This window comes from Halothiobacillus sp. (assembly GCF_027346185.1).
In the GTDB taxonomy this organism is placed as follows: Bacteria; Pseudomonadota; Gammaproteobacteria; order Halothiobacillales; family Halothiobacillaceae; genus Halothiobacillus.
Genome location: NZ_DAIESY010000035.1, coordinates 17,587 through 34,718, shown reverse-complemented (window position 1 = coordinate 34,718; position 17,132 = coordinate 17,587). Strand labels below are relative to the sequence as shown.

13 protein-coding genes are annotated in these 17,132 nt (G+C 56.7%); 8 read left to right on the top strand and 5 right to left on the bottom strand.

Features of this window, described 5'->3' with window-relative positions; all coding sequences use genetic code 11:
- The first annotated feature begins 7 nt into the window (after positions 1 to 7).
- Together htpG and lpxC are read left to right on the top strand one after the other, a co-directional pair.
- A complete protein-coding gene (gene htpG / locus M7R55_RS02705) occupies positions 8 to 1,888 on the top strand; it encodes a molecular chaperone HtpG (protein ID WP_298218288.1) in 1,881 nt (626 codons plus the stop codon).
- Between the two features lie 232 nt (positions 1,889 to 2,120).
- Entirely contained in the window at positions 2,121 to 3,038 is a 918-nt protein-coding gene (lpxC, locus tag M7R55_RS02700) for a UDP-3-O-acyl-N-acetylglucosamine deacetylase (protein WP_298218287.1), read from the top strand.
- A gap of 74 nt (positions 3,039 to 3,112) precedes the next feature.
- Here the strand turns inward: lpxC and M7R55_RS02695 are convergent, their stop codons facing one another.
- Positions 3,113 to 3,559, bottom strand: coding sequence for a DUF721 domain-containing protein (locus M7R55_RS02695; RefSeq protein ID WP_298218286.1), 447 nt, complete (start codon positions 3,557 to 3,559; stop codon positions 3,113 to 3,115).
- Positions 3,560 to 4,248: 689 nt separating this feature from the next.
- On the opposite strand from M7R55_RS02695, the gene secA reads away from it, so the two are divergent.
- The 4 genes from secA (at position 4,249) to M7R55_RS02675 (ending at position 10,835) form a co-directional block, all read left to right on the top strand.
- The gene (gene secA, locus M7R55_RS02690) at positions 4,249 to 7,011 is read left to right on the top strand and encodes a preprotein translocase subunit SecA (RefSeq protein WP_298218285.1); all 2,763 of its coding nucleotides are present in this window, start codon (positions 4,249 to 4,251) and stop codon (positions 7,009 to 7,011) included.
- 100 nt (positions 7,012 to 7,111) lie between these two features.
- Positions 7,112 to 8,449 (top strand): YdgA family protein, encoded by a 1,338-nt coding sequence (locus tag M7R55_RS02685; protein ID WP_298218284.1) that lies wholly within the window; start codon positions 7,112 to 7,114, stop codon positions 8,447 to 8,449.
- An 85-nt stretch (positions 8,450 to 8,534) separates the two neighbouring features.
- On the top strand, positions 8,535 to 9,761 hold the full coding sequence (gene argJ / locus M7R55_RS02680) for a bifunctional glutamate N-acetyltransferase/amino-acid acetyltransferase ArgJ (RefSeq protein WP_298218283.1): 1,227 nt from the start codon (positions 8,535 to 8,537) through the stop codon (positions 9,759 to 9,761).
- Between the two features lie 30 nt (positions 9,762 to 9,791).
- A complete protein-coding gene (locus M7R55_RS02675) occupies positions 9,792 to 10,835 on the top strand; it encodes a thiamine phosphate synthase (protein ID WP_298218281.1) in 1,044 nt (347 codons plus the stop codon).
- Between the two features lie 198 nt (positions 10,836 to 11,033).
- Here M7R55_RS02675 and M7R55_RS02670 read toward each other — a convergent pair whose 3' ends face one another.
- From M7R55_RS02670 to sucC, 4 genes are read right to left on the bottom strand one after another with little or no spacing between them, the layout of a single operon-like run.
- On the bottom strand, positions 11,034 to 11,219 hold the full coding sequence (locus M7R55_RS02670) for a 4-oxalocrotonate tautomerase family protein (RefSeq protein ID WP_012824845.1): 186 nt from the start codon (positions 11,217 to 11,219) through the stop codon (positions 11,034 to 11,036).
- A gap of 55 nt (positions 11,220 to 11,274) precedes the next feature.
- Positions 11,275 to 12,966, bottom strand: a complete 1,692-nt coding sequence (locus M7R55_RS02665) for an NAD+ synthase (protein WP_298218277.1) — start codon at positions 12,964 to 12,966, stop codon at positions 11,275 to 11,277.
- Positions 12,967 to 13,018: 52 nt separating this feature from the next.
- Positions 13,019 to 13,906: a succinate--CoA ligase subunit alpha gene (gene sucD, locus M7R55_RS02660; RefSeq protein WP_298218275.1), complete on the bottom strand. Its 888-nt coding sequence runs from the start codon at positions 13,904 to 13,906 to the stop codon at positions 13,019 to 13,021.
- Positions 13,903 to 15,093 carry an ADP-forming succinate--CoA ligase subunit beta gene (gene sucC / locus M7R55_RS02655; protein WP_298218274.1) on the bottom strand — a complete coding sequence of 397 codons (1,191 nt, stop codon included), beginning with the start codon at positions 15,091 to 15,093 and terminating at the stop codon, positions 13,903 to 13,905. Before sucC ends, sucD begins: the two co-directional genes overlap by 4 nt.
- A 179-nt stretch (positions 15,094 to 15,272) precedes the next feature.
- On the opposite strand from sucC, the gene M7R55_RS02650 reads away from it, so the two are divergent.
- Positions 15,273 to 15,554, top strand: a complete 282-nt coding sequence (locus M7R55_RS02650; protein WP_298218272.1) for a pyrimidine/purine nucleoside phosphorylase — start codon at positions 15,273 to 15,275, stop codon at positions 15,552 to 15,554.
- 104 nt (positions 15,555 to 15,658) lie between these two features.
- Entirely contained in the window at positions 15,659 to 17,128 is a 1,470-nt protein-coding gene (dacB, locus tag M7R55_RS02645; RefSeq protein WP_298218271.1) for a D-alanyl-D-alanine carboxypeptidase/D-alanyl-D-alanine-endopeptidase, read from the top strand.
- The last annotated feature ends 4 nt before the right edge of the window (positions 17,129 to 17,132 follow it).

Genomic DNA, 17,132 nt, shown 5'->3' with positions numbered 1-17,132 from the left:
ACAGTTTATGAGTCAGACAGAAACCCGGGGGTTCCAGACCGAAGTCAAAGAGCTGTTGCAGCTCATGATCCACTCTCTGTACTCCAATCCCGAAATCTTCCTGCGGGAATTGATTTCCAACGCCTCCGACGCATGTGACAAGTTGCGTTTCGAGGCCGTATCCGATGATGCGTTGTACGAGGGTGATGAGTCGTTGCGTATTCGGGTCAGCTTCGATGAAGCCGCCAAGACCGTCACGATCGAAGACAACGGCATCGGGATGAACCGGGATGAAGTAATCGAGAATATCGGTACCATCGCGCGTTCCGGCACCAAGGCCTTCATCCAGAAGCTGGGGCAGGATAAATCAAAAGATCTGTCGCAAATCGGTCAGTTTGGTGTGGGTTTCTACTCCGCGTTCATTGTCGCCGATGAAGTCACTCTGACCACCCGCAGGGCGGGCATGGGTCCGGAGCATGGTGTGAAGTGGACTTCCCGTTGCGAAGGCGAATACACGCTTGAGACAGTCGAGAAGCCTGATCGCGGCACGAAGATTGTCTTGCATTTGCGCGAGGAACACGCTGATTTCGCCAATGACTGGCGTCTGCGCTCGACGATTCGCAAATACTCCGACCATATCACCTTCCCCATCGAAATGCTGAAAGTGCCCGCGCCGAAGGCCGATGACGCAGAAGAAAGCGTGACCAAGGCGCCTGAATGGGAACGCGTCAATGACGCCAAGGCCTTGTGGGTTCGTCCGAAATCGGAAATTACCGATGAGGAATACATTGAGTTTTACAAGCATGTCGGACACGACTGGGAAGCGCCGCTGGCGTGGACGCACAACCGGGTCGAAGGCAAGACCGAATATACCTCCTTGCTCTACATCCCGGCGCGCGCGCCGTTCGACCTCTGGGATCGCGAATCCAAGCAGGGCGTCAAGCTGTATGTGAAGCGTGTATTCATCATGGATGACGCCGAAAAACTGATGCCCCGCTATCTGCGCTTTGTGCGCGGTGTGATCGATTCGGCTGACCTGCCTCTGAACGTATCTCGTGAAATCCTCCAGTCCAACCGGGTGCTGGACACGATTCGTCAGGGTTCCGTGAAGCGGGTACTGGGCCTGCTCGAACAATTGGCGTCCAACGATGCGGAGAAATACGCCAAGTTCTGGGGCACCTTCGGTCAGGTTCTGAAGGAAGGTGTGGGTGAGGACTTCGGTAACCGCGAGCAGATCGCCGGATTGTTGCGGTTTGCCTCCACCCAGGCGGGGTCGGACGAGCAGAATGTCAGCCTCAAAGAGGTCATCGGGCGCATGCAGGAAGGCCAGGATGAGATTTACTACATCATCGCTGATTCTTACGCCGCGGCGCTGGCCTCCCCGCATCTGGAAATCTTCCGCAAGAAAGGCATTGAAGTGCTCCTGTTGTGGGATCGCATTGATGAATGGCTGATGTCGCAGCTGACAGAATTCGAAGGCAAGAAATTCAAGTCCGTGACGCGCGCCGAGTTGAGCCTTGACGAGACTGCCGAAGAGGAACCGGAAGCCAAGGAAACTCAGGACGCATTGGTCGAGCGCCTCAAGAAAACCCTGGGTGACCAAGTCGATGATGTACGTGTCTCCAAGCGTCTGGTCGACTCTCCGGCCTGCCTCGTAACAACGGAAGAAGAAATGAGCCTGCATCTGCAGCGCTTGCTGAAAGAAGCGGGTCAGGCGGCACCGACTGTGAAGCCCATTCTGGAAATCAATCCGCAGCATCAACTGTTGCAGCGTGCTGCGAACGAGACAGACGATGCGCGTTTTGAAGATATCGCCCGTGTTCTGTTGGGTCAGGCGGCGTTGGCGGAAGGTGGGCATTTGAGTGATGCAGCCGACTTCGTAACACGGCTGAATCGCTTGTTAATCTAATCGTACAAACCATCACTTAGCACTTAAGTTCTAGAAAGCCCCCCTGATCGGCACATCCCGTCGGGGGTTTTTTTCTGTGGCATTTTTGGCTCGATTTGGTTCGAATAGCACACCATGTGAATTACCAATAATCCTTTATTGAGCTAATTTTTTGGGTATTAACAAATTAAGGCATTCATGTCCGAGTGGGGACGTGCGATAATCTGCCATAAATCTGTCATGGGGTATCACCTTGGTTCATCAACGAACATTACGAAACAGCATACGGGCGACCGGTATCGGCCTGCACACCGGTGAGCAGGTTCGGTTGACACTGCGTCCAGCGGCGCCGGACACGGGTATCGTTTTTCACCGGACCGATCTCGATGAGCCTGTTCATATCGTCGGTCATGCCTTCAACGTGGGGGAAACCCAACTTTCCACGACGATGGTGAAGGACGGTGTGAAAATTTCTACCGTTGAGCACCTGATGTCCGCACTGGCGGGGTTGGGTATCGACAACTGCCATATCGAGATTGATGGCCCGGAAATGCCCATCATGGACGGCAGTGCCAGCCCGTTTGTATTCCTGATCCAGTCTGCCGGAATCGAGGAGCAGGATGCGCCCAAGCAGTTCATTCGCATCCTCAAGCCGGTTGAAGTGCTCGATGGCGATCGTTGGGTGCGCTTCGATCCACATAACGGTTTCCGGGTTGCAATGTCGATTGATTTCAATCATCCGGCATTGGAAGATTCCGCGCGTCTGGCCGAAATCGACTTTTCCTCGACGACCTTTGTCAAGGAAGTGGCGCGTGCGCGGACGTTTGGCTTCATGCGCGATCTGGAAATGATGCGCAAACGTAATCTCGCCTTGGGCGGTAGCGTCGAGAATGCGATTGTCGTGGGTGACTCGCGTATCCTTAACGAAGATGGTTTGCGTTACGGAGATGAGTTCGTCAAACACAAAATCCTTGATGCCATCGGCGATTTGTATCTGCTGGGTTGCAGTGTAATCGGCGCGTTCACGGGCCATAAGTCGGGGCACTATCTGAACAATCAGTTGCTGCGTGCATTGTTGGCTCAGTCGGATGCATTTGAGCGCGTGACTTTCGAGCGTGAAGAACTGCCGCCGGTGTCGTTTGCCCGCCCCGTTGCCCAGATGGCACTCTGAGTATTGGCCTGAAATTCGGTCGAAAGGACTTTAAGTTGGTTCGCGTATGTAAACCCCTCTGAACGTAGGGGTTTTTAGTTTTCTTTGGCAGTTGGTTTTGTTCCGAGCTCAGCCAGTCGCCGCAACGTGCTTGCCAATGAAGCGTCCGGTTCGTGTTTTGCCAAGGCGCGCAGTGAGGCGCGGGCACTTTCTGTAAGTTCCCTGTGCTTTTTTTCGGGCGGTTTGAGTAACCGTTCTTCTGAAGCAACCCGGATTTCCACAGTGGTCAGGGCAGGGAGGTTCCCTTCCTTTTGCGCGGCCTGATTGAGCCGCCCCAGCCATTGCGGTGCCTGAAACCTAGTCTGTGTTGCGAGTGCCGCATGATCTACCCCAAGAACCAGTACGCCATCACGGACATTGAGAACACGCACTCGGCCCTGAAGATTGTGCGGTAGTACCTCCAGCAGGAATAAATCAAACATGCGTATCTGCCCCGCGCGGGCTGCGAAGGGTTTTAGAACATCGTGCAGGTTTGATTTCATGGCAGAGGCTCGCAAGGCATGGACAGGCTCTTGAATCGTTCTTTGAGAGTGTACGGGGTTTGCTGCTTGAGTTGAATGACTTATCAATCTGGCCCCTTAGGGAGGCTCTGAATAATTCCATCCTGGAATTCTCAGAGCACGCAAAGCAAAAGATGTGACTTTTGCTTTGCTTCATTTTCAATCACAAACGTGATTGAAAATGGCGGCACGTCCTTGTGCCGCGCGGAACCTCTGAATTATTCAGAGGTTCCTTAGGAATCTCTGCACGAATCCATCCATGGCTTCGCGGGCTTACGCCAGCTCAATGCTAAGCAGGAGTAAGCCCGCGTTCAGAAACGGGCTTGCGCCAGCTTCGCGTTCACAAGCCGGTGGGCTGACGCCAGCAGCTATGCGTTCACGCCCGTCTTGTGCTCCGCATTTCAATGACTTATGTCATAGTGCGGCAGGGCTTCCATGCCCTGCACGAGAAGGCCTGCATTTGTGCAGACCTTCCCTTATTGCTTTTAATGGCTTTTTAGCCGATTTGGGGTTGAAAAACGAGCGGTTCGCTACCAATTCAGGCTCATCTGCCGTACCATTCGAAGCCCAGATCAGGCTGGGGTTGCAGGCTGTGCAGGCCGCAGACCAGCCGCTTCTCGCTGTGGCGTTTTTTTTGCGTCCACCTATCCCTACAACGGAAAGTTTTGTTCATGATCGCAAGTATTGTCCGGAAGATTTTTGGCACCCGTAATGACCGCGTTATCAAGCAGATGCAGCAACGTGTCGCCGAGATCAATGCGCTGGAACCTAAGATGCAGGCATTGGACGATGCCGCATTGCGTGCCAAGACCGATGAGTTTTACCAGCGCTGGCAGAACGGTGAAACCCTGGATCAGTTGCTGCCCGAAGCTTTCGCCGTTTGCCGGGAAATGAGCCAGCGCGTGCTGGGTATGCGCCATTTCGATGTTCAGCTGATTGGCGGCATGGCATTGCATCAGGGCAAGATCGCGGAGATGCGAACCGGTGAGGGTAAGACCCTGGTCGCGACCTTGGCGGTTTATCTCAATGCCTTGACCAAGCAAGGCGTTCATGTGGTCACCGTCAATGATTACCTCGCACGGCGTGATGCCGAATGGATGGGGCGACTGTACAACGCGCTGGGGCTGTCGATCGGCGTGGTTGTGCCGAACATGGACAACCGCAGTAAATACGATGCCTATCGTTGTGATGTGACCTACGCTACGAACAACGAGCTCGGCTTCGATTATCTGCGGGATAACATGGCCTTCAGTCAGGACGCCGTCATGCAGCGCGATCTGGTCTACGCCATCGTCGATGAAGTGGATTCGATCCTCATCGACGAAGCGCGCACGCCCTTGATCATTTCCGGCCCGGCGGCGGATTCTTCCGATACCTATCTGAAAATCAACGGTCTGATTCCCGAGCTCAAGAAGCAGGCACGCGAAGAACCCAAAGATGACGAGCCGCCGTTGACCGACGAAGAGCGCGGCGACTTCACTGTCGATGAAAAGAACAAACAGGTGTTTTTGACCGAGCAGGGCTTCGAGCGAGCGGAAAACCTGCTGATCCAGATCGGTTTGCTGGAGCCGGGCGAGTCCCTCTACGATGCGCACAACATCATGCTGCTCAGTCATCTGAATGCGGCCTTGCGGGCCCATGCCATCTACCGCCGCAATGTCGAATACATTGTTCGTGACAACGAAGTGGTTATTGTCGATGAGTTCACCGGGCGGACACTTGCTGGCCGCCGATGGTCGGAAGGTCTGCACCAGGCCATCGAAGCCAAGGAAGGATTGCCGATTCAGCCGGAAAACCAGACACTGGCGTCCATCACCTTCCAGAATTATTTCCGCCTGTATAAAAAGCTATCGGGTATGACCGGTACAGCGGATACCGAAGCCCGCGAACTGGCCGAAATTTACAATTTGGAAGTGGTGCAAATCCCGACCAATCGCCCGGTACAGCGTAACGACTTGGGTGATTTCGTCTTCCTCACGCAGGCGGAAAAATACGAAGCCATCGTCAAGGATGTGCAAGCGGCGCGTGCGCGTAACCAGCCTACATTGGTCGGTACTGCCTCGATCGAATCTTCCGAAATTGTCGCGGCGGCACTGACCCGCGCCAAGATTCCACACAACGTGCTGAACGCCAAGCACCATGAGCGCGAGGCCGAGATCATTGCCGAGGCCGGTCGTCCGGGCGCGGTGACCATTGCCACCAACATGGCCGGCCGCGGTACCGACATCATGCTGGGCGGCAATCTGGAACAGGAAATACTTGCACTGGGTAGCGAAGCGACGGAAGAGGACAAGGCCAAGGTCAGGGCGGCCTGGCAGATTCGGCATGACGAAGCAGTGGCTGCGGGCGGTTTGCATGTCATCGGCACCGAGCGCCATGAATCCCGCCGTGTGGACAACCAGTTGCGCGGCCGTTCGGGTCGTCAGGGCGATCCCGGATCAACCCGTTTCTTCCTGTCGTTGGAAGACAACCTGATGCGCGTGTTTGCCTCCGACCGGGTCGGCGGTTTGATGAAGAAACTGGGCATGCAGGCGGGCGAGGCGATCGAGCACCCCTGGGTGACCCGTGCCATCGAGAACGCGCAGCGCAAGGTCGAAGGACACAACTTCGACCAGCGTAAGCATCTGCTCGATTACGACAACGTTGCCAACGAACAGCGCAAGGTCATTTACGATCAGCGCCGTGCCGTCATGGCCACCACCGAAACTCAGGCGATCATCATCCCGATGCGCCGTGAGGTCATGGCCGATGTCTTCTCGCGGTTTGTGCCGCCCGAAGCACTGGAAGAACAGTGGGATATCGAGGGGCTGACCCAAACGCTCGCCGAAGACTTCGGCCAGCAGATGCCGATTGCCGAGTGGCTGGCCACCGACAAGGATCTCCATGCCGAGACGCTGCTCGACAAGATCATTGACACCATGGAAGAAGATTACAGCGTCAAGGAAGCCATCGTGGGCGCAGAAGCGCTGCGTCAGTTCGAGAAAGGCATTCTGCTGCAGGTGCTGGATGGGCACTGGAAAGAGCATCTCGCCGCGATGGATTACCTGCGTCAAAGCATCGGTCTGCGCGGATATGCACAGAAAAATCCGACGCAGGAATACAAGCGCGAAGCCTTCGAGATGTTCAGCCACATGCTGGATGAAATCAATCTGGAAGTCGTGAAAATCCTGAGCCGTCTGTCCATCGCCCCGGCACCCGATCAGGGCGAGGTAGTGATGGATAACCTGCTTGATGATGTGGTCGAAGCCCAGTATCTGGACGAGAGCCGGTTACAGATGCGGCACGAATCGATGGATGAGTTTTCCGAATCAGAATCTGAATCGGATGCCGAAGGCCGCACACCCGTTCGCCAGGAGCCGAAGCTGGGGCGTAACGATCCCTGCTGGTGTGGTTCGGGCAAAAAATACAAACACTGCCACGGAAAGTTAAATTAGTCTTGTCACACTGGGTCTACGGTTCTGGGCCTACGGTTCCGGGCCTACGGTACAGGGCCGTTGGCTGGTGCAAAGAACTCATAATCAAGGAATGGAAAGAATGAACAAATTAGCGGTGGGGCTGGGTGTGGTCATTGTCGCCGGTATTGCGGCAGCGCCTTACGTTTCCGGCATGGTGATCGAAAAGCGCATGCAATCGGTCAGTGCGCTTCCGGGACTCTCTGATGGTATCACCTGGTCGCTGGACTCATATCAGCGAGGCTATTTGAGTTCGACAGCAACCTCTCATGTCACACTGGCTGCCGCAGATGGCACGCGCTATTTAATTCATTTTAAGCAGACCATCAATCAGATTCCTGGGGTAGATGGCCGGTATGCCACGATTCAAACCGTTTGGGTGCCGGATGCGGATATCAAGCCTCAGGTTGAGCAACTCTTTTCAGGGAAAGAGCCGGTCCTGCTGAATACGGCGCTCAATATCTTTGGTGGCTCTCATACCGAGGGTGAATTTGCGCCCATCAGTAAACCTCAAGTGGCGTTCAGCGGTGGCAAGATGACCATTGATACGGCGCCGAGCGGGAAATTCACCTATGCCGCAGCGTTCGATTCGCTGAACATCACCGGTCAGAAAGACGAAAAGGGCATGCCTCAATCGGCTGCTTTCAAGGGTATTACCCTTGATGCTGACGGGGTGATGGACAAGAAAAGCCACATTGCCTGGAATAGCCAGTTTGCGATGAAGGTTGCTTCGTTGACTGTGGGTAACGAGGGAACTGTTTTAGGATTGGCCCTGACGAGTCGCTCTTTGCGAACCGGCGATGATTTCGCCGTTGATGTCGGCTTGGATGTGGCTGAAGCTGACTTTTCTGCCGCGCCGCCAGCTTTCCGCACGATGAAGGATCTGAAATTCAAGTATGGCGTTTCGCGAATTGACGCCCCCGCGCTTGAAGACATTGTTAAGCAGGCACAGCTTGCGCAAAAGCAGACCATGGGTGATCCGGATAAAATCAAACATGCGGTATCCATGAGTGTGATGACGCATCTGCCCGCCTTGTTGAATGCGGGGCCGAAATTTGAGATTGACCCGATCAGCTTCAAACTGCCGGATGGTACCGTGGCCATGCATTTCTCCGCAGAGTTGCCACCGGGGCATGGCAATGAAGGGATGAATAATCTGATATCGCTGCTCAATCTTCTGGACATGAAAGGGGATTTCAGCATTCCCGAAGCGGTTTATCATGCGGCTCAGTCCGAAGCCGGACCGGATCGTCAAGCGACGAATGAGCAGCAACTGCAGCAAATGGTACAGAAAGGATACGTCACGCAGTCCAATGGCATGTTGTCGACCAATTTTGCCTTCAATGCCGGACAGCTCACCATCAACGGCTTGCCAGCCAATGATTTGCTGGGCGTGATGGCAGCCATGTCCGCACGGTAAGCGCCGCTTGAGGCAACCGTGACAGACGACTTAATTCGACGACCTCTTATGGGGTCGTTTTGTTGTTGAATCGAGGTAAAAAGCTATGCCAGTTGGATTAACCCCGCCCGTCGTCGGTTCGTTGACGCCCATTCCCGGCATTGGGCTCGGTGTTGCACAGGCCGGTGTGCGCAAAGCCAATCGAGATGACGTTCTGGTGATCCGCCTGCCCGAAACGGCGACGGTAGCCGGCGTGTTCACGCAAAACCGCTTCTGTGCCGCGCCTGTGCAGTTATGCCGATCCCATCTTGCGTCGACCACGCCGCGCGCGCTGGTGATCAATACCGGCAATGCAAATGCGGGTACCGGGGAGGACGGGTTGGCTCGTGCCCGCCAGGTTTGTGTGGCACTCGCCAACGAGTTGGGTTGCGAGGAAGATCAGATTCTGCCGTTCTCCACGGGCGTGATCATGGAATCCTTGCCCGCCGACCGGATTATCGCGGGTATTCCTGTGGCTCTGGCGAACCTGGCCGAAGACAACTGGCTACGTGCGGCGGGTGCGATCATGACGACCGATATTGTCGCCAAGGGACGCACTGCCTCCTGTCAGATCAGAGGACAGACGGTGATGGTAACCGGGATTGCCAAGGGTTCGGGGATGATTCACCCCAACATGGCGACGATGCTGGGCTATGTGGCCATTGATGCCCGCGTGCCGGTAGGGGTGTTGCAGCACCTGCTGAACGAGGTGACCAATGAGAGCTTCAATCGCGTCACGGTCGATGGCGATACCTCGACCAACGATTCGTTCATTTTGATGGCGAATGGTCGGGTGGATGCCCCGCTGGTCGAGACCATCGGCAGCGCCGATTATCACGCGTTATACGCAGCTGTCGCCGAGGTGAGTGTCTTTCTGGCACAGGCACTCGCTCGCGATGGCGAGGGTGCGACGAAATTCGTCACCATCGAGGTCGAACAAGGGCGTGATCGCGCTGAATGCGTTCAAATCGCCAAAGCCATCGCGCACAGCCCGTTGGTCAAAACGGCGCTGTTCGCTTCCGATCCGAACTTAGGAAGGATTCTGGCGGCGATCGGTTACGCCGGTATCGATGATCTGGACGTCAATAAAATCGGTCTGTGGCTGGGGGATGTCGAAGTGGTTCGCGATGGTGGTCGTGATCCGGCCTATGTCGAAGCGCGTGCCGCAGAGGTGATGAAGAACGATGAGATCACCATGCGCATCACACTGGGTCGCGGCTCGGCGCGGGATCGGGTCTGGACCTGCGATTTTTCCTACGATTACGTCAAGATCAATGCCGAATACCGCTCCTGATCACCGCTCGGACACTTTATTTATTCAGCAATGAATCCTTCTGCAGAAACGCGAATCGTACTCGCGGTATTACCGGCGGGAACGGATCGGGCCGGTCATCTCCAATATTGGCTTGAGCGCCGCTCCGATTCTGCGCATCTGGGCGGGATGCTGGCGTTTCCTGGTGGGAAGTGCCAGCCGGATGAATCTCCCAGGGATGCTTTGGCTCGCGAACTGTTTGAGGAACTTGGCATCCTGCCACAAGCGTCGCGGTTGCTCATGGAAATTCCCTGGGTTTACTCGGCCAATTCAAACGAACTTGAAGGTAAACCGGAATCAAGGCATCTTCGCCTCATGGTTTATCGTGTCGAAAAGTGGCAGGGCGAGCTTCATGGCCGCGAAGGGCAATCGGTAACAGCTCAAACACTGGATTGCAGCCGACAGAGTGAATGGATGAGCGCCTTGCCACCGGCTAACCGAGGAATTGTTGCGGCCCTTTGCCTGCCACCGCGCATCGCAATCACCCCTGCCTGTGGCGAGGGTGAAGCCGGGTTTGCCGCTTGGCATCGGGCATTGGCCAAGACAGCCGAAGCGCTGCGACAGAGATTTGGTGAGCGGGCATCCATTGTGCAACTCCGTCCCGGCTGGGATTTGAGTATCGCCCAATGGACCGCCGCGGTGACCACCATTCAGTCGATGGGATTGTCCGCGTGGGTGAATGCGAGTTTGGACATCGCCATCGCTTGCCGCGCGGATGGCGTCCACTTAAATCGACACCGTATGGCCTCGGAAGACCGGAAAGCCCTGGCGGATTGGCGCGCAGAAAATCGTTGGGTCAGTGCATCCGGTCATACCTTGGAAGAAGTGCAGCTGGCAAACGAGGCTGGTGTCGATGCCTTGCTGGTTTCCCCTGTCCTGCCAACGTTAAGCCATCCCGGAGCACCCGGGATCGGCTGGGCTCGCTTCGGTGAACTGACTCGTGCGGCGACCATGCCTACTTATGCACTTGGCGGGATGTCTGAGTGTCATCTGCCGCAAGCGCAAAACCACGGAGGTCAAGGTATCGCTGCCATTGGCGCTTACTTCGGGCATTGAAATGTGCGTTCCCCCGGCCATCGCAATAAGGCCGAAAATATCCGCCGGTTTTCAAGACCGGCGTGAGGGCACCTCGAAAAACCGTCACGGGCTTACGCCAGCTGCGCGTAAACGAGCACGCGACGCTGCAATCGGACAGCGGGCTGCCGCCAGCTTCGCGTTCAGTAGGTTTTTCGAGCTGCCCGTGAATGACTTGGCCTATTTCTCGTCCAACAACTGGCCGCCCACGGCCCAGTCTTCACGGGGCAATTCCTCGAATGTGATGTACGTGGCCCGCTTGGGTTTTTGCGCAACGCGCTCGAGTGTGTCGGAAACTTCTGCCGCAATCTGCTTTTTCTGCTCGCGCGTCAGATTACCGGCAAGTTTGATGGTGACAACGGGCATGGTCGTATCTCCTTGAGCTGGGGTTGAAGTGAGGCGCGTATGTCATGGGCGGGGTTCAGGCTGCGGGATTGAAGCCCGAGGTGATCGGGTAGCGCCGGTCGCGTCCAAACGCCCGGCGGCTGATGCGTATGCCCGGCGGTGCCTGTCGGCGCTTGTACTCATTGAGCAGAATCAGGCGGGTGATTCTGCGGACGATCGCCTCATCCAGTCCGGCGGCGACCATGTCCTCAATGGATTGATCCTCTTCGACAAACGCGGTGATGATCTGGTCGAGTATGTCGTACGGCGGCAGGGAATCGGCATCGCGCTGATCCGCACGGAGTTCTGCCGATGGCTCACGCTCGATCACGCGTGTGGGGATTGGGGCGTGCTCACCGGTTTTGTGGGCATTACGCCAGCGCGCAAGGGCGTAGACGAGGGTTTTGGGCACGTCTTTGATGGGGGCAAACCCGCCGGCCATGTCGCCATAAAGTGTGGCGTAACCGACGGCCAGTTCCGATTTGTTTCCGGTGGTGAGCAGCATGCGGCCGAACTTGTTGGAAAGAGCCATCAGGAGTACGCCGCGTGTGCGGGCCTGGAGGTTTTCTTCGGTCGCATCTTCCGCGAGCCCGGCGAACAGCCCAGACAGGCTGGATTTGAGCTCATTGAATACGGGTTCGATCGACAGCGTTTCCATTGCGACGCCCAGATGAGCGCATTGCTCGGCTGCATCGGTCAGGCTCATCGGCGAGGTGTAGCGAGAGGGCATCCGCACGGCCAGAACATTCTCGGCGCCAAGGGCATCGACGGCCAGCGTGAGGACCAGCGCCGAGTCGATCCCGCCGGATAATCCGAGCACCACGCCGTGAAAGCCGTTTTTACGAACGTAATCGTGGATGCCCGCCGTCAGGGCGCTATAGACTTCTTCTTCGCCTTGCGGCCAGTTGTGTGACTCGCCATGGGCGGTGATCCGACCGTCGGGGCAAACATCCACCCAGCCCAAGCTTTCCTTGAATGCCGGTAGCTTGCTAATGATCTGCGACTGATCGGCCACGAACGAGCGGCCATCGAAGACGAGCTCGTCCTGCCCGCCGACCAGATTCACGTAAATGATCGGGCAGCCGGTTTCCCGAACACGCTGACTAACGACGTGCGCACGTTCGTCGGTTTTGTGCCGATGGTAGGGTGAAGCGTTCAGCGTGAGGATGACTTTGGCGCCTGCTGCGGCAGCTTCCTCGGCGGGTTTGCTTTCCCAGATGTCCTCGCAGATGGTGATGCCGAGCGGCACGCCATCGATTTGGACCACACAGGCTTCTCGTCCCTTTTTGAAGTAGCGTTTTTCATCGAAAACGCCATAGTTTGGCAGGGCGCGTTTGGCGTAATGAGCGACGATCTGCCCGTGATCAATCACGATGGCGGCGTTTTCGAGTGCTGTGGGGGCATCGTCCGGCTGACGGGTCCCGGTGGTGCCATTCATGCGTCGGGGGGCGCCAATGATGACAGCCATGTCGTGCGCAGCGGACGCAATCCGTTCAATCTGGGCATCGCACTGCGCCAGGAAATCGTGGCGCAGCAGCAAATCTTCTGGCGGATAACCTGTCAGGGTCAGTTCCGGGAACACCACCACGCGGGCCCCCAGTTCCTGCCGTGCCCGGCTGATGGTTTCGATCACCCGATCGGCATTGGCAATGCAATTGCCCACCTGTGTGCTGACTTGCGCCAGTGCAATGCGGACAGCGCCCGCTTCGGTCGGATTGGCCATGGTCATTTGACCGGACTCATTTATTTGGCTTCATTTATTTGGGCTCACAGGATTTGGCTCATGCGTTCTTCGAGCCGAGCAGTTCGGCCATGGTGCGCCCCATGGTGGTCGGATCGCGCACGATGTGTACGCCTGCGGCCTTCAGAGCCCGGAACTTGTCTTCCGCGCTGCCGCGTCCGCCCGCAATCACGGCGCCCGCGTGACCCATGCGCTTGCCCGTGGGCGCGGTGGCACCTGCTATGTAGGCCACCACCGGCTTGTTGAACTGTTCCTTGATGAAGTGGGCGGCTTCTTCTTCCGCGGCGCCGCCGATCTCGCCGACCATAATCACCGCCTCGGTTTGAGGGTCGTCAGCAAACAGCGTGAGACAGTCGATGAAATCCATGCCGTGGATCGGGTCACCACCGATGCCAACGCAGGTACTTTGTCCCAGGCCCACGGCGGTGGTTTGAGCGACTGCTTCATAAGTGAGCGTGCCGGAGCGGGACACGATGCCGATGCGTCCGGCCAAGTGAATTGCGCCCGGCATGATGCCGATCTTGCATTCGCCGGGGGTGATCAGGCCGGGGCAGTTGGGGCCGATCAGGCGGACGTCCGGATAATCCGAGGCCAGCACGGCCTTGACGTTCAGCATGTCGAGCACGGGAATGCCTTCGGTGATGCAGGCGATGACTTCAATACCCGCATCGGCCGCCTCCAGAATCGCATCGGCGGCGAACGGGGCGGGAACGTAGATCATGCTCGCCGTGGCGGCGGTTTGTTGCACCGCATCATGCACGTTATCGAACACGGGGCGATCGAGATGGCTTTGACCGCCCTTGCCCGGCGTGACACCGCCCACAAAATTCGTGCCATAGGCGATGGCCTGTTCGGAATGGAAGGTGCCCTGTTTGCCGGTAAAGCCCTGACAGATGACGCGTGTTTGTTGGTTGACAAGGATACTCATGCGTCCGCTCCGTTGACAGATTCTGTGTGCGACAAGGCCACGACGCGAGCGGCGGCGGCAGCCAGATCATTTTCCGCAATCAGGTTCAGGCCCGATTCGGCCAGCAGACGACGACCTTCAGCCGCGTTGGTGCCTTCCAGGCGAACCACGGTCGGCAGGGTCAGGCCGACTTCGTGCGCGGCGGCAATAATGCCGTTGGCGATGAGATCGCAACGCACGATCCCACCGAAAATGTTGACCAGAATCGCCTTGACGCGCGGGTTGGCCAGAATCAGCTTGAATGCGGCCGCGACTTTCTCGGTCGACGTGCCACCGCCGACATCGAGGAAATTGGCCGGACTGCCGCCCGCTGACTGGATCAAATCCATCGTCGCCATCGCGAGGCCAGCGCCGTTGACCATGCAGGCGATTTCGCCGGTGAGCGAAATGTAGTTCAGGCCACTGGCCTGGGCGGCGACTTCGGTCGGATCTTCCTGCGTAACATCGCGGGTCGCGAACAGGGCTTTCTGCCGGTACGCCGCATTGCCATCGATGGCGATTTTGGCATCTACCGCCAACAGGGCGTTGTCGGCGGTGACGGCCAGCGGGTTGATCTCGATCAGGTCGGCGTCATTCTTGATGAAGGCATCGTATACGCCGCGCAAGAGTGCGGGGAACTGCTTCAACGCGGTATCGCTCAAACCGAGCGCGAAGCCGAGTCGTCGGGCCTGGTAACCCATCAAACCCACGGTCGGGTTGATGTACAGGCGGAAGATGGCATCGGGATGTTCGGCAGAAACCTGCTCGATATCCATGCCGCCGTGGCGGGAGGCGATAACCACCACCCGTTGGAGTTGGCGGTCGATCGTCATGGCCAGATACAGTTCTTGCGAGATCGAACTCGCCGGCTCGATCAGCAGTTGATGAACTGGAAGACCCGTCGGCCCGGTCTGGTGCGTGACCAGGGTTTTCCCCAGCAGTTCGGCCGCCTTGGCGCGAATGTCATCGGGCGAATCTGCAAGCAGTACGCCGCCTGCCTTGCCGCGGGCACCACTGTGGATCTGAGCCTTGAGCACCCAGCGTTGACTGTCGCTTGGGGGGAGTTGATCATCAGCCGCCTGCGCGGGATGGTTAATGACAAGTCCCGTCGCGACCGGGACGTGGAAGCCGGCCAACAGAGCCTTGGCTTGATATTCGTGTAGGTTCATGGCACCACAAATGTTAGTACGAAATTAAACCGGCATTTTGGCGCACTGTGACCGTTGTGTATAGGTATGAGCGAAGAATAGACGCCCTTTGCATTTGAATTAAGTGTGATTCTGTGCCGTTGATTCAGGTAAACTGCGAGCCCTCGATTCACCCCCCTGTTTTCTTTCTGGAGCTTACCATGGCCATTACCCACAACAGCTATTTCGATGGCACTGTGCAATCTCTGCGTTTTGATTTTGGCAATGCCGGCGCGACGGTGGGCGTTCTGTCTCCAGGCGCGCATGTGTTCAATCTCAAGGCTCGGGAAACGATGACCGTGGTGGCGGGTGAGATGTTCGTGACGATCAATGATGCAGTCGAATTCCCAGCGCCAGCGGGAACAACATTCGATGCGCCTGAAGGGTGCGCACTGCGCATGCGCTGCGACGTGGATACAGCCTATCTGTGCCAGTTCCACTAAGGTATCTCCGCAGTCATGGATGGGTTCGTGGGCTTAAGTCCGTGTTCAGAGATTACTTAGATTGATGCATTTTTTGGTATTTTTAGCGTGATCGAGCACCTGCCATGCCTTTGATTCTTTCTCATCGTCCCCGCTTTTTTCTGTTGGCAGCGTTGTGTCTTTGCATCTGGTCCGCGAGCTTCCAGGCGGCGGCCGCCGCTGGGGCGGAGGGAATGCCGCCGAGTGTGCTCGAAACGCTGAAAAAGCAGAAATTGAGCCTGAGTGATCTGGGTATCTGGATTCAGGCGGTTGACAGCAACAAACCCTTGCTCACGCACCTGCCGGATGATCTGTTCAATCCCGCTTCGGTCATGAAGCTGGTGACTTCGGTGGTGGCGCTGGATGTGCTGGGTACCAACTTTCAGTGGACGACCCGGGTTTATGCCGATGCCTTGCCGGTCAATGGTGTGGTGCACGGCAATCTGTATATCAAGGGAGAGGGCGACCCCTGGTTTCGCAGTGAAGATCTCTGGGACCTGATTCGTCAGCTGAACGATCTGGGTATCCATGAAGTCACGGGCAAGCTTGTGCTCGATAACAGTTACTTCGATCCCGGTCTGGCAGATCCCAGTGATTTTGATGGCCATCCGGAACGCGTGTACAACGCCTTGCCACAAGCCTTGCTGCTGGATAACCGGGCCACTCGGGTTTTGATCGCTCCATCGGATCGCAGTGGGTCTGGTCCTGTTGTTCGGGCCTGGCCGCCGAACAGCAATATCGCCATCAACAACGATGTGAAGCTCGTCAAGGGCGCGTGCACGGGGCAGACGAATCAGCCTAATATTGCAGTCTTGGGCTCTGATACCAGTACGCCCACTCTGAACGTATCCGGGAAAATCAGTACCGAATGCCAGCCTGATCAGTTCTACCTGGTGGCGGGCAATGCCAACGATTCGTTTTACTCTGCCTTCAAACATTTGTTTGAGGGGCAAGGCGGGAAAATCGATGGTACCTGGGCCGAGGGTGTTGTGCCTAAAAATGCCGTATATCTTGTTCAGCACGATTCCGAGAACCTGACCCAATACCTGTATCTGCAGAACAAATGGTCGAACAATCTGATGGCGCGGCAGATATTTCTCACGTTGGGGGCAGAAATTAAGGGCGCGCCCGGAACATTGCTCAAATCCAGAGAAGTGGTCATGGATTGGCTCAAGCGCCAAGGATTCAGCTGGCCGGGCTTCGATATTGAAAACGGCTCGGGTTTGTCACGCAAGGAACGCATCAGTCCGAAGGAAATGGGCCAATTGCTGATGTATGCCTGGCATAGTCCGACCATGCCCGAATTGATGGCTTCATTGCCAATCGCCGGCGTCGACGGCACCATGCGTAAGCGTTTGCGTGGTGAGCCGGCACGCGGAATGATTCACCTGAAAACGGGCACGCTGCGGGATGTCCGCGCGGGGGCTGGCTATGTCGTCACCCAATCGGGCCGACGCTACGTGGTGGTAATCCTGCAAAACGAGAAAAACGTCCAAAACGGTGGTGGCACAAAAGTTCAGGATGCGATTCTTGATTGGTTGTACGCGAACGGTTGACCGG

Bases quoted from the DNA above. Each gene is read 5' to 3' on its own strand.
- M7R55_RS02685 (WP_298218284.1), top strand. From the start codon at position 7,112: ATGAACAAATTAGCGGTGGGGCTGGGTGTGGTCATTGTCGCCGGTATT.
- sucC (WP_298218274.1), bottom strand. From the start codon at position 15,093: ATGAACCTACACGAATATCAAGCCAAGGCTCTGTTGGCCGGCTTCCAC.
- argJ (WP_298218283.1), top strand. From the start codon at position 8,535: ATGCCAGTTGGATTAACCCCGCCCGTCGTCGGTTCGTTGACGCCCATT.
- M7R55_RS02665 (WP_298218277.1), bottom strand. From the start codon at position 12,966: ATGACCATGGCCAATCCGACCGAAGCGGGCGCTGTCCGCATTGCACTG.
- htpG (WP_298218288.1), top strand. From the start codon at position 8: ATGAGTCAGACAGAAACCCGGGGGTTCCAGACCGAAGTCAAAGAGCTG.
- dacB (WP_298218271.1), top strand. From the start codon at position 15,659: ATGCCTTTGATTCTTTCTCATCGTCCCCGCTTTTTTCTGTTGGCAGCG.
- M7R55_RS02650 (WP_298218272.1), top strand. From the start codon at position 15,273: ATGGCCATTACCCACAACAGCTATTTCGATGGCACTGTGCAATCTCTG.
- sucD (WP_298218275.1), bottom strand. From the start codon at position 13,906: ATGAGTATCCTTGTCAACCAACAAACACGCGTCATCTGTCAGGGCTTT.
- secA (WP_298218285.1), top strand. From the start codon at position 4,249: ATGATCGCAAGTATTGTCCGGAAGATTTTTGGCACCCGTAATGACCGC.
- M7R55_RS02695 (WP_298218286.1), bottom strand. From the start codon at position 3,559: ATGAAATCAAACCTGCACGATGTTCTAAAACCCTTCGCAGCCCGCGCG.
- M7R55_RS02670 (WP_012824845.1), bottom strand. From the start codon at position 11,219: ATGCCCGTTGTCACCATCAAACTTGCCGGTAATCTGACGCGCGAGCAG.
- M7R55_RS02675 (WP_298218281.1), top strand. From the start codon at position 9,792: ATGAATCCTTCTGCAGAAACGCGAATCGTACTCGCGGTATTACCGGCG.